Raw genomic sequence first — 12,831 nt, 5'->3', positions numbered from 1 at the left:
TCCTTTTTAATTTAAATGCTTTGTTGTATAATTTTGAAAAAATACGCAACAATTAAAAGCGTAAAAGCAAAAGGCGTTCCAAAAACCAACCATTTTTTAAGGAACATTCTATTTTAAGATAATTTAGGAAAATTTAGGAAAATAATGAAACAAGAACCCACCACTTACCAACCTAAAGAAATAGAAAAAAAGATTTATGAAATTTGCTCTCACAGGGGGTATTTTGAAATCAATGGCAATGAAAAAATCCAAGAAAAAAACAAACGATTTTGCTTGATGATGCCCCCTCCTAATGTGACCGGTATTTTACACATAGGGCATGCCCTAACTTTAAGCTTGCAAGATATTTTAGCGCGTTACAAACGCATGGACGGGTATAAGACTTTGTATCAGCCCGGGTTGGATCACGCCGGCATTGCGACGCAAAATGTTGTGGAAAAGCAGCTTTTAAGTCAAGGGATTAAAAAAGAAGATTTAGGGCGTGAAGAGTTCATTAAAAAAGTGTGGGAATGGAAAGAAAAGAGCGGGGGAGCGATTTTAGAGCAAATGAAGCATTTAGGCGTGAGCGCGGCCTTTTCTAGGACTCGTTTCACGATGGATAAGGGCTTGCAAAGAGCGGTCAAATTGGCGTTTTTGAAATGGTATGAACAAGGTCTCATCGTTCAAGATAATTACATGGTGAATTGGTGCACTAAAGACGGGGCGTTGAGCGATATTGAAGTGGAGTATGAAGAGCGTAAGGGGGCATTGTATTATATTAGATATTATTTAGAAAATCAAAAAGATTATTTGGTGGTGGCCACCACGCGCCCTGAAACTTTGTTTGGCGATAGCGCGCTTATGGTCAATCCTAACGATGAGAGGTACAAGCATTTAGTGGGGCAAAAAGCGATCCTGCCTTTAATTAATCGCACAATCCCTATTATCGCTGATGCGCATGTGGAAATGGAGTTTGGCACAGGGTGTGTGAAAGTTACCCCTGGGCATGATTTTAACGATTACGAAGTGGGCAAACGCCACCATTTGGAAATGATTAAAATTTTTGATGAAAAGGGGATTTTAAACGCGCATTGCGGGGAGTTTGAAAATTTAGAACGATTAGAAGCTAGAGATAAGGTCGTAGAAAGATTAAAAGAAAACGCCTTATTGGAAAAAATAGAAGAACACACGCATCAAGTGGGGCATTGCTATCGTTGTCATAATGTGGTAGAGCCTTATGTGTCTAAGCAATGGTTTGTCAAGCCTGAAATCGCTCAAAGTTCTATTGAGAAAATCCAACAAGGTTTGGCGCGATTTTACCCCTCTAATTGGATCAACAATTATAACGCTTGGATGAGGGAATTACGCCCTTGGTGTATCAGCAGGCAATTGTTTTGGGGGCATCAAATACCGGTGTTTACTTGCGAGAATAACCACCAGTTCGTAAGCCTTGATGCTCCCTTAAATTGCCCTACTTGCAAGAGTGAAAAATTAGAGCAGGATAAAGATGTGCTAGACACATGGTTTAGTTCAGGGTTATGGGCGTTTTCCACTCTAGGGTGGGGGCAAGAAAAAAGCGGTTTGTTTAATGAAAGCGATTTGAAAGATTTCTACCCTAACACCACGCTCATTACCGGGTTTGATATTCTCTTTTTTTGGGTGGCTAGGATGCTTTTTTGCAGCGAGTCGCTTTTAGGCGAATTGCCCTTTAAAGACATTTACTTGCACGCCTTGGTTAGGGACGAAAAGGGTGAAAAAATGAGCAAATCTAAAGGTAATGTGATCGATCCTTTAGAGATGATAGAAAAATACGGCGCGGATAGCCTGCGCTTCACTTTAGCCAATTTGTGCGCTACGGGTAGGGACATCAAGCTTTCTATTACGCATTTAGAAAATAACAAGAATTTCGCTAACAAGCTTTTTAATGCAGCGAGTTACTTGAAGCTCAAACAAGAATCTTTCAAAGATAAAGAATATTTGAACGAATACCAAACGCCTTTGGGGCGTTATGCGAAATCGCGCTTGAATCTTGTTACTAAAGAGGTTCGTAACGCTTTAGATAATTATCGTTTTAATGACGCCACGACTTTGTTATACCGCTTTTTGTGGGGGGAATTTTGCGATTGGTTCATTGAATTTTCTAAAGTGGAAAATGAAGCGATAGACGAATTAGGGAGCGTGTTAAAAGAAGCTTTAAAACTCTTGCACCCTTTCATGCCTTTTATTAGCGAGTCTTTATACCACAAGCTCAGTAACACGGAGCTAGAAAACACTCATTCTATTATGGTCATGCCTTACCCTAAAGATTTGGCGCAAGATGAAAAACTAGAGCATGAATTTGAAGTGATCAAAGATTGCATCGTGTCTTTAAGGCGTTTGAAAATCATGCTAGAAACCCCACCGATTGTTTTAAAAGAAGCGAGCGTGGGATTAAGGGAAAAAATAGAAAACACAGAGCGTTTGCAAACTTACGCCCAAAAATTAGCGAAATTAGAAAAGGTCAGCGTGATAGCTCTCAAGCCTTTAAAAAGCGTGAGCGATGTGGGTGAATTTTGCCAGACTTATGCGGATTTAGAAAATCTTGATTTAAGCCCGCTCATTGCTCGTTTAAAAAAGCAGCTAGAAAAACTGGAAAAAGAAAAACTAAAACTCAATTTGCACAATGAAAATTTTGTCAAAAACGCGCCTAAAAGCGTGCTAGAAAAAGCCAAAGAGAGCTTAAAAACGCTTTTAGAAAAAGAGGGTAAGATCAAGCAAGAATTGGATTTGTTAGAACAACCATAATCAAAGGATAGAAAATGTTTCAAGCATTAAGCGATGGGTTTAAAAACGCGCTCAATAAAATCCGCTTTCAAGATGATGAAAAAGCGCTAGACAGAGCGTTAGACGAATTGAAAAAAACGCTTTTAAAAAACGATGTGCATCATAAAGTCGCTAGAGAATTGCTCAAAAAAGTGGAAAGCCAGACTAAAGCGAGTGGCATCGGTAAGCAGCAATTTTTAGACGCTTTAGAAAAGAGTTTGTTAGAAATTTTAAGCGCTAAAGGGAGCAGTGGTTTCACTTTCGCTCAAACGCCCCCCACTGTGGTTTTAATGGCAGGTTTGCAAGGGAGCGGTAAGACAACCACGACCGCTAAACTCGCTCATTATTTAAAAACCAAAAATAAAAAAGTGCTTTTATGTGCATGCGATTTGCAACGCTTAGCGGCAGTGGAGCAATTAAAGGTTTTGGGTGAACAGGTGGGCGTGGAAGTGTTTTACGAAGAAAATAAAAGCGTGAAAGAAATCGCCAACAACGCTTTAAAAAGGGCTAAAGAAGCACAATTTGACGTTTTGCTCGTGGATAGCGCGGGGCGTTTAGCCATTGATAAAGAGCTTATGCAAGAATTAAAAGAAGTCAAAGAAGTCTTAAACCCCCATGAAGTGCTGTATGTTGCAGACGCATTGAGCGGGCAAGATGGGGTCAAAAGCGCGAACACCTTTAATGAAGAAATAGGCGTGAGTGGGGTGGTGTTAAGCAAATTTGATAGCGATTCTAAAGGGGGTATCGCTTTAGGCATCACTTATCAATTGGGCTTACCCTTGCGGTTTATTGGGAGCGGGGAAAAAATCCCTGATTTAGATGTGTTTGTGCCTGAAAGGATTGTGGGGCGTTTGATGGGGGCTGGAGATATTGTCTCGCTCGCTGAAAAAACCGCCAGCGTTCTAAACCCTAATGAAGCCAAAGACTTAAGCAAAAAGCTCAAAAAAGGGCAATTCACTTTCAACGATTTTTTAAACCAAATTGAAAAAGTGAAAAAATTAGGCTCTATGAGTTCTCTAATCTCTATGATTCCAGGTTTAGGGAATATGGCAAGCGCGCTAAAAGACACGGATTTAGAAAGTTCTTTAGAAGTGAAAAAAATCAAGGCTATGGTCAATTCCATGACCAAAAAAGAGCAAGAAAACCCCGAGATTTTAAACGGCAGCCGAAGAAAAAGGATCGCTTTAGGGAGCGGCTTAGAAGTGTCTGAAATCAACCGCATTATCAAACGCTTTGATCAAGCGAGCAAAATGGCTAAACGCTTAACGAATAAAAAGGGTATTAGCGATTTGATGAATCTAATGAGTCAGGCTAAAAATCAAACGCCCCCTAAAATGCGCTAACTTTTAAGCATGTTTTAGGCACTTTTGTTGTATAATCTCAAATTTAATACGAATATTTTAGGAGATTTTTGTAATGACAGTCATTAGACTCACGCGCATTGGGAGAAAGAAAAAGCCTTTTTATAGGGTGGTGGTAACCGATTCCAGGAAAAGAAGAGATGGGGGTTGGATTGAATCCATTGGGTATTACAACCCTTTAAGCGAGCCTAAAGATATTAAGATTGATAAGGAGCGCTTGGATTATTGGAAAGGCGTGGGGGCTAAAATGAGCGAGAGGGTGGAAAAACTTTCTCAAAAAGCCTAAGGTTTTGTGAGACTAAATGCGCGAATTAGATCCTTTGAACACGCCTTTTTCTCAAGCTGAATGCAAGGACTATTCGTATTGTGTGGCAACTTTTTTAGAAAAATATTTAAAAAAGGTTGTTTCTTTTCCGCAAGCTTTGAGCGTAGAGTACACGCTTTTAGAATATAAAGTCAAGCAAATCACTATTTATACCCACCCATCAGACATGGGGCATGTGATTGGTAAAGAGGGCAAAATGGTGAGCGCGATTAAGGCATTTGTTTCTGGTGTGAAAGCCAAAGATGGGTTTTCTTATAAGATTGTTGTTTTTGCCAATAACGATAAAAATAGCGATAAAAATCCCCATGCTTTAGGCGATCAAACGCCTTGAATGGTTTCTATGCTTTTAGTGGGTAGGATTGGTAAAAGCGTGGGGCTTAATGGGGGGCTAAAGCTTCATTTAGAGAGCGATTTTCCGGAGTGCTTAAAAAAGGGCGTTAAGGTGAGCGTCGCTCCAACCAACGCTTTCTCTTACGCTTCTTCTTTTAAAGACTATGTGATCCATTCTTATGAACATGCTAAAAATTTGTTATTTTTAGAAACTATCCACACGCCTGAAAAAGCTAAAGAGCTGACTAATTTAGGGCTTTTTATGAGCGAAGTAGAGAGTAAAAAACTCTGTGTTTTAAAAGAGGGCGAGTTTTTTTATTGCGATTTAGTAGGGCTTAGCGTGGTGGAAGAAAACGAGATTCTAGGAAAAGTCATAGAAATCCAAAGGATTTCTCAAACAGATTATTTCATGGTTGAAACCACGCTGAACTTGGTTGAAAAAGGTTTGGCTAAGATTTTTTTAATCCCTTATAGGGATTTTTATATCAAAGAAATCCTTTTGCAAGACAAAAAAATAACCACCCATAACGCTAAAACGCTTTTAGAGAATAGTTGAGTGAAATTCAGCGTTTTAACCCTTTTCCCGCAGCTCATTTTGCCTTATTTTGAAGATTCTATTTTAAAAAGAGCGTTAGAAAAAAATCTTTTTGAATTGGAAGTGTTAAACCTTAGAGATTTTAGCGCTAATAAATATCAAAAAGCGGATCACACGCTCATTGGTGGGGGTGCGGGGCAAATTTTAGACCCTGAGATGGTAGAAAACGCGCTCCATTCTGTTAAAAACCCTAAACACACGATTTTTTTAAGCGCGGTGGGCAAGCCTTTCAAGCAAACAGACGCGATGCGTTTGGCTCAAAAAAAGCATGTCGTTTTGGTGTGCGGGCGTTATGAGGGATTTGATGAACGCTCTATTGAATTGAGCGCTGATGAAGTTTTTTGTATAGGCGATTTTATTTTAACAGGGGGCGAGCTTGGGGCGTTGTGCTTGATAGATAGTATCGCTCGCCACATTCAAGGGGTTTTGGGTAACGCCCAATCTTTAGAAAATGAGAGCTTTGAAAACCATTATTTGGAAGCCCCTAATTTCGCTAACGCTGTTTTTAAATCCAAAGAAATCAATAAAATCCCTGCCCCTTTAGAATATTCTAAAGGAAATCATGCTAAAATCAAGCAACTAAAACTTGATTTGTCAAAATTAAGGACAAAATTCTACCGCCTTGATTTATTCAAACAGCACAAATCATGAAATTGACATTAAGGAAAACACATGAAAAACCGCTACATTCAGCAGTTTGAAGACGCTCAGTTAAAAGACAAGACCATGCCAGCATTTAAGGCCGGCGATACTTTGAGATTGGGTATTACCATTAAAGAAGGCGAAAAAACACGAACTCAGTATTTTGAAGGCGTGTGCATTGCGATTAGAGGCAATGGCGTGGATAAGACTTTTTGCGTGCGTAAAATAGGGGCTAACAATATCGGCGTGGAGAAAATTTTCCCTTTTTATAGCGAAAGTTTGGCGAGCGTTGAGGTGTTGCGTGTGGGTAGGGTGCGTCGCGCGAAGCTCTACTATTTGCGCGATAGGAGAGGTAAGGCAGCAAGGATTAAAGAAGTCCGCCATTAACTTTAAGGCTTTTTATCTGTCATGCTTCAATCAATGCTGATGGGTAAAACACTCTTTAGGGGTTGAAATCCGTTTTTTAACCGCTTCTCTTAAAATTAGCGTAAAACTTTTTCAATGGATTGGATTGGCTTGAAAAGAGTTTTTTAATCCCTTTTTAGTTTTTATTTTAGTTTTTACCACCAACTTTTTTTAAAACTCTAAACTCTTTTTAGCGTTGGCGTTCGTTTTTTCAAGGCAAAGCTTTAATTGCTTCTTTTCTAGATAACTTCTTTTCTAGCTTGCTGTCTATTAAACTGAATTTTTGGCTCTGTTTTTAATGGGGCGTTGGTTGTCAAATTTTAAAAAAGGTTAAAAAGCGTTTTTTACCATCAAAATACAAAAAACTTGACGCAAGTTGAACGATGACTCCTTAAAAAAAGCGATCAGGTTAAGGGGGATTTAAAGGGTTTGAAAGAACATTAAAGCGCGAAATATCCCCTCATATTCTCAAGAAAATTTTACTATAAAGTTTTTAAAAAATGAAAGAAATTAATTAAGGCTTTTGGTGTCTGTTTGATGAGAACAGAACTTTAACAGAACTTTTATTTTTTTTAAAAAACAAGGCATGTTTAAATCCCCATGCTATACTCAACCCTTATGGCAAAATTCATATTTTGGGAGAAAGCATGGAAAAAACTGAAACCACGATTTTTGTGGATTGGGAAAATCTTCTCGCTGATTTGAAAGCAATCCAAGAAACGGATGAGCGTTTAAAAGAGCCTAATTTTAATTTCAACAATCCCGATCAACTCTTAGCGCTAATCCGTTCGTTTTTGGAGCCTGAAGAGGAATTGAAGCGGATCTATTTTTATGTTTCTGAGCCTTTCACAGAAGCCGAGCCCAGAATTAGGGGCAATAAAAACGAAGAACTTGAAAAGTATAAAGAGAAGAATCCCAAAGATTATGAGGAAAGAGTGAATAAATCAGGGATTATCCAATCTTTCAACCATGCGATCGCCCAACAAAATCAAGTGAAATTACGAGTCGGGCGGGTAATGTTCAAATTCGTATATAAGTTCGAAGACATAAGAAGTCTATAATGGTCTAGAAGCCAAGATTTTCATACCTTACTTAAAGTTGCGTCAAAAACAAGTTGATGCGCTGTTGGTGCACGATATTACCAAGCTGTATTGCACCAAACAAGGAGGGTGTATTTTGCTGTTCAGCAGGGATACTGATTTTGTGCCTGTGTTAGAAGCCGCTTGGGAGAAAGGCTTTGAAGTCTTCATTGCTAACATTCAAGAAAGTCCCAATTCTGTCCCTTCAGACTTGAAGAAGTCTTGCAATGTGAGAGAACGCAGTGTCACTGACATTGTAGATAACTTGCCAAAAAATCAGTACACCCCCAAGAAAAAGAACTTTTCCCCCAACGAGCCTTTTAACAGCTTACTTAAAGACCAACTCTTTAAGAAGAACTAACACGATCCCCCCACCAAGGGGACAAAAAAGTGCCCATTTTAAAAGGGTTAGCTTAAGCGGATTTTTTCTAATCCATGATTTCATTTTTTGCTCTCTATTATGGAGTGATTTTTGAAAACAGAGATAAATTAGCGCCTATAATAGTGGTTTTATGGGGAATGCGTGCGTGTTTTTGGCGGTATTTAGATTTCTCAAAACCCAATCGTTTTAAAATTTTAACCTACTCTGTCAAAAATTTTTATAATTTAAGCAAACCTTAAGCTTTCTATGACTATACTTTCATTTCCTTGTTTCAGCAAGGGCTTTTGAAAAGCCGCTTGATACCTTACAAGGATAGCTGTTTAAAGCAAACGATCTTTGAAAACTAAGCAAATTGATAGAAGTTCTTTTTAAAGGGATATTCTAAAACAAAGTAAGTAATGACTGACTAAATAGAGTGAGGGTTTTTATAACTTTCATTCTTTTATAAGAAATTCTTATCCAACCAGTGCCAATCAATTTCATTGATTATGATGATTATATCATTATGATTGATGACTGAATGGCATGAGAGTATTTTTAGGTTAGCGTTTGGCTAAACCTTTTTAAAAAGTTTCTTTCTGTTTTGTTGTTGTAATACTTAAGAACACAACCCGTTTTATTCAATAATCAAATAAAACGAGTTCTTGTGATACGCTAAAGCTGTTGTTAGGAATAACAACAGCCTATCAAAAAACAAAAGAGCTTTAGGACAAACACTTTTATGGAGAGTTTGATCCTGGCTCAGAGTGAACGCTGGCGGCGTGCCTAATACATGCAAGTCGAACGATGAAGCTTCTAGCTTGCTAGAATGCTGATTAGTGGCGCACGGGTGAGTAACGCATAGGTCATGTGCCTTTTAGTTTGGGATAGCCATTGGAAACGATGATTAATACCAGATACTCCCTACGGGGGAAAGATTTATCGCTAAGAGATCAGCCTATGTCCTATCAGCTTGTTGGTAAGGTAATGGCTTACCAAGGCTATGACGGGTATCCGGCCTGAGAGGGTGAACGGACACACTGGAACTGAGACACGGTCCAGACTCCTACGGGAGGCAGCAGTAGGGAATATTGCTCAATGGGGGAAACCCTGAAGCAGCAACGCCGCGTGGAGGATGAAGGTTTTAGGATTGTAAACTCCTTTTGTTAGAGAAGATAATGACGGTATCTAACGAATAAGCACCGGCTAACTCCGTGCCAGCAGCCGCGGTAATACGGAGGGTGCAAGCGTTACTCGGAATCACTGGGCGTAAAGAGCGCGTAGGCGGGATAGTCAGTCAGGTGTGAAATCCTATGGCTTAACCATAGAACCGCATTTGAAACTACTATTCTAGAGTGTGGGAGAGGTAGGTGGAATTCTTGGTGTAGGGGTAAAATCCGTAGAGATCAAGAGGAATACTCATTGCGAAGGCGACCTGCTGGAACATTACTGACGCTGATTGCGCGAAAGCGTGGGGAGCAAACAGGATTAGATACCCTGGTAGTCCACGCCCTAAACGATGGATGCTAGTTGTTGGAGGGCTTAGTCTCTCCAGTAATGCAGCTAACGCATTAAGCATCCCGCCTGGGGAGTACGGTCGCAAGATTAAAACTCAAAGGAATAGACGGGGACCCGCACAAGCGGTGGAGCATGTGGTTTAATTCGAAGATACACGAAGAACCTTACCTAGGCTTGACATTGAGAGAATCCGCTAGAAATAGTGGAGTGTCTAGCTTGCTAGACCTTGAAAACAGGTGCTGCACGGCTGTCGTCAGCTCGTGTCGTGAGATGTTGGGTTAAGTCCCGCAACGAGCGCAACCCCCTTTCTTAGTTGCTAACAGGTCATGCTGAGAACTCTAAGGATACTGCCTCCGTAAGGAGGAGGAAGGTGGGGACGACGTCAAGTCATCATGGCCCTTACGCCTAGGGCTACACACGTGCTACAATGGGGTGCACAAAGAGAAGCAATACTGCGAAGTGGAGCCAATCTTCAAAACACCTCTCAGTTCGGATTGTAGGCTGCAACTCGCCTGCATGAAGCTGGAATCGCTAGTAATCGCAAATCAGCCATGTTGCGGTGAATACGTTCCCGGGTCTTGTACTCACCGCCCGTCACACCATGGGAGTTGTGTTTGCCTTAAGTCAGGATGCTAAATTGGCTACTGCCCACGGCACACACAGCGACTGGGGTGAAGTCGTAACAAGGTAACCGTAGGTGAACCTGCGGTTGGATCACCTCCTTTCTAGAGAAAAGCTTTTAACATTCGCTTGTTAAAAGCCAAGAGTATTACCTGACAAAAGAACTTTTTTTGCTTAGTTTTGAAAGATTGGGCTTTTCTTTCTTTTTTACTTCTTGATTGTTTTTAATATTTGCTTGCTTATTGTTTGTTATTTCTTAATACTTATATTTTTAGTTGTTAGTGTTTTTATATTTAATGTTTAATGTGTTTAGTTTGCTTGTGTTGGTTTCTTAAATCTTATTTCTTGCTTGCTTGATTTTAATCGCTTATGGTTTTTGTTTGTTGTGTTTGATTTTTTACTTTGTTTATTCTTATGCTTTAATGTTTGGTTTTTTGCTCTTCAATTGAAGTTAGTGTTTTCTTGTTTGCTGCTTTAAATTTTTTTGCTAGTTGTGTTGGATTTAGCGTTGAGCTTTCTTAATTCTTTTGTTTAGATTTATTGCTTCTTGTTTTTTTAATGTTTAATGTTTAATGATTTTAATCGCTTGATTTTGTTTTTTACTGCTTATGGCTTTTGTTGTTTCTCCTTGTTTTCATGTGTTTTGGTTGCTTGCTGTTTGTTGTTTCTTATTTCTTAATGTTTGATTTTTGCTTTTGGTGTTTTTGGTGGGTCTGATCTGATTGTAATTGAATGCGTTTGGATTTGAAAACTCCGTTCCCATCAAGTATTGATGTTTAAAGCCTTATTTTTATAGTTTGAAGTTTTATCTTATAGTGAAAATCATAAGGGGGTGGGGATTATTTTTGATTTTTAATGCCCTATATTTCTAGAGTTTTAAACGCTCAAGGATTTGAGTTTTAATTTCTTCGGATCTAATTGAACAAGTTGTTGGCGTTCAAAATTGCGTGCCTGAAAATCAATGCAATAACTCAAAAATAATAGAATCGTTTTCATAGGGGGCAACTAGGCGCATGCCCGAATAATGGAATTGAGCACAAGAAAGCGCAATAAATGCGCTGTAGGGTTTTAATAAGGGATTTCTATTGTGTGGATTGAGTTTGATAACACCTCCAAAAGCAATTGTTTTTATATTTTTGTTTTCATCAGATGGGCTTTGTAGAATAACTTGTTCTAAAAAATGATTGATGAGCGGCACTCTATGCACCGATGCGAATCTAGAGATAGATGCCTTTTGTAATGCTGATGCAAGACTTCTTCCCATCGTATGGTTCTCTAAAACTTGTGCTTTTGGGACAACTTGCAACTGATCGATCATTATCTCAATTTCTTCATTCTTTTTATTTATAATGTGGTTTTTATGCGAAAGGTATTTTTTACCTTGTTTAAAGCCCTATTTTACTGAACTTATTGGATAAAACCTGCTTAAGTTAAATTGATCTCATTCTATTATAAAATATAAAAAATCAAATCTTAAAGGAAAATCATGCAAGAAAATCAAATCACATGCCCCAAGTGTCAAACGCTCATTGATGTGAGAGAAGCGCTATACAAACAGATTGAGCTAGAAAATCAAAGCCGGTTTTTAGCCCAACAAAAAGAGTTTGAAAAAGAGATGAATGAAGAAAGAGCGCAATATCATACTCATCTTAAAATGTTAGAGCAAAAAGAAGAGGCCCTAAAAGAGCGGGCAAAAGAGCAACAGGCTCAATTTGATGAGGCGGTCAAACAAGCGAGCGCGTTAGCCTTGCAAGATGAAAGGGCTAAAATCATTGAAGAAGCTAGAAAAAACGCTTTTTTAGAGCAGCAAAAGGGCTTGGAATTGTTGCAAAAAGAATTAGACGAGAAGTCCAAACAAGTCCAGGAATTGCACCAAAAAGAAGCGGAAATTGAAAGGCTAAAAAGAGAGAATAACGAAGCAGAGAGCCGATTGAAGGCTGAAAATGAAAAAAAATTGAATGAAAAATTGGATCTGGAAAGGGAAAAAATAGAAAAAGCCTTGCATGAAAAAAATGAATTGAAATTCAAGCAGCAAGAAGAGCAATTAGAAATGTTAAGAAACGAGTTGAAAAACGCTCAAAGAAAGGCGGAGTTAAGCTCGCAGCAACTCCAAGGCGAGGTGCAGGAATTAGCGATTGAAGAGTTTTTGAAGCAAAAATTCCCCCTAGATAGTATTGAAGAAATCAAAAAAGGGCAAAGAGGGGGCGATTGCATTCAGGTGGTGCATACTAGGGAATTTCAAAATTGCGGGAAAATTTATTATGAGAGCAAACGCACTAAAGACTTTCAAAAAGCTTGGGTGGAAAAGCTTAAAAGCGACATGCGAGAGATTGGGGCTGATGTGGGGGTCATTGTGAGTGAAGCGCTACCTAAAGAGATGGAGAGGATGGGGTTACTTGAAGGGGTGTGGGTGTGTTCGTTTGAAGAGTTTAAGGGGTTGAGCGCGGTGCTAAGAGAGGGGGTTATTCAAGTGAGTTTGGCTAAAAAAAGTCAGGAAAATAAGGGCGATAAAGTGAATCTGCTCTATCATTATTTGACAAGCTCTGAATTTTCTATGCAAGTGAATGCGATTATAGAGGGGTTTGAGCAATTGAGAGCGGATTTAGAAAGCGAAAAGCGCGCGATGAATAAGATCTGGAAAAGCAGGGAAAAACAAATTGAAAAAGTGTTTGAGGGAACGATTAACATGTATGGCTCTATCAAGGGCATTGCGGGTAATGCTATTGGGCAAGTGAAAGCGCTAGAGCTTGGGTATGATGGGGAAGATTTAGAAGATTAGTTTTTGTGGTGTGCTTTTGAGATAGTATTATATT

General features: G+C 39.2%; 9 protein-coding genes, 1 rRNA gene and 3 pseudogenes. 11 read left to right on the top strand and 2 right to left on the bottom strand.

Annotated elements, in window-relative coordinates:
* The first annotated feature begins 144 nt into the window (after positions 1-144).
* From valS to HPB14_RS08605, 9 genes and pseudogenes are all read left to right on the top strand, one after another.
* Positions 145-2,763, top strand: coding sequence for a valine--tRNA ligase (gene valS / locus HPB14_RS05460; RefSeq protein WP_000808145.1), 2,619 nt, complete (start codon positions 145-147; stop codon positions 2,761-2,763).
* 14 nt (positions 2,764-2,777) lie between these two features.
* The gene (gene ffh, locus HPB14_RS05455; RefSeq protein WP_000484721.1) at positions 2,778-4,124 is read left to right on the top strand and encodes a signal recognition particle protein; all 1,347 of its coding nucleotides are present in this window, start codon (positions 2,778-2,780) and stop codon (positions 4,122-4,124) included.
* Positions 4,125-4,197: 73 nt separating this feature from the next.
* Positions 4,198-4,428, top strand: a complete 231-nt coding sequence (rpsP, locus tag HPB14_RS05450) for a 30S ribosomal protein S16 (RefSeq protein WP_000216122.1) — start codon at positions 4,198-4,200, stop codon at positions 4,426-4,428.
* Positions 4,429-4,444: 16 nt separating this feature from the next.
* Positions 4,445-4,798: a KH domain-containing protein gene (locus HPB14_RS05445; RefSeq protein ID WP_001208541.1), complete on the top strand. Its 354-nt coding sequence runs from the start codon at positions 4,445-4,447 to the stop codon at positions 4,796-4,798.
* Positions 4,799-5,353, top strand: coding sequence for a ribosome maturation factor RimM (rimM, locus tag HPB14_RS05440; RefSeq protein ID WP_000254329.1), 555 nt, complete (start codon positions 4,799-4,801; stop codon positions 5,351-5,353).
* Entirely contained in the window at positions 5,354-6,043 is a 690-nt protein-coding gene (trmD, locus tag HPB14_RS05435) for a tRNA (guanosine(37)-N1)-methyltransferase TrmD (protein ID WP_000672911.1), read from the top strand.
* A 21-nt stretch (positions 6,044-6,064) separates the two neighbouring features.
* The gene (rplS, locus tag HPB14_RS05430) at positions 6,065-6,421 is read left to right on the top strand and encodes a 50S ribosomal protein L19 (RefSeq protein WP_000797699.1); all 357 of its coding nucleotides are present in this window, start codon (positions 6,065-6,067) and stop codon (positions 6,419-6,421) included.
* A gap of 665 nt (positions 6,422-7,086) precedes the next feature.
* Positions 7,087-7,879, top strand: a pseudogene (locus tag HPB14_RS08025) (NYN domain-containing protein).
* Positions 7,880-7,953: 74 nt separating this feature from the next.
* Complete coding sequence (locus HPB14_RS08605; RefSeq protein WP_000622759.1) at positions 7,954-8,139, top strand: hypothetical protein; 186 nt, start codon at positions 7,954-7,956, stop codon at positions 8,137-8,139.
* A gap of 298 nt (positions 8,140-8,437) precedes the next feature.
* On the opposite strand, the pseudogene HPB14_RS08660 reads toward HPB14_RS08605, so the two are convergent.
* Positions 8,438-8,617: pseudogene (locus tag HPB14_RS08660) on the bottom strand (hypothetical protein).
* Between the two features lies 1 nt (position 8,618).
* On the opposite strand from HPB14_RS08660, the gene HPB14_RS05410 reads away from it, so the two are divergent.
* Positions 8,619-10,122, top strand: a 16S ribosomal RNA gene (locus tag HPB14_RS05410).
* A 764-nt stretch (positions 10,123-10,886) separates the two neighbouring features.
* Here the strand turns inward: HPB14_RS05410 and HPB14_RS05405 are convergent.
* Positions 10,887-11,336 (bottom strand): annotated as a pseudogene (locus HPB14_RS05405) (hypothetical protein).
* A gap of 168 nt (positions 11,337-11,504) precedes the next feature.
* On the opposite strand from HPB14_RS05405, the gene HPB14_RS05400 reads away from it, so the two are divergent.
* The gene (locus tag HPB14_RS05400) at positions 11,505-12,797 is read left to right on the top strand and encodes a DUF2130 domain-containing protein (protein WP_001157356.1); all 1,293 of its coding nucleotides are present in this window, start codon (positions 11,505-11,507) and stop codon (positions 12,795-12,797) included.
* Positions 12,798-12,831: the final 34 nt, after the last annotated feature.

Source organism: Helicobacter pylori HUP-B14 (assembly GCF_000259235.1).
GTDB lineage: Bacteria > Campylobacterota > Campylobacteria > Campylobacterales > Helicobacteraceae > Helicobacter > Helicobacter pylori_CU.
This window is presented reverse-complemented; position numbering and strand designations above follow the sequence as displayed.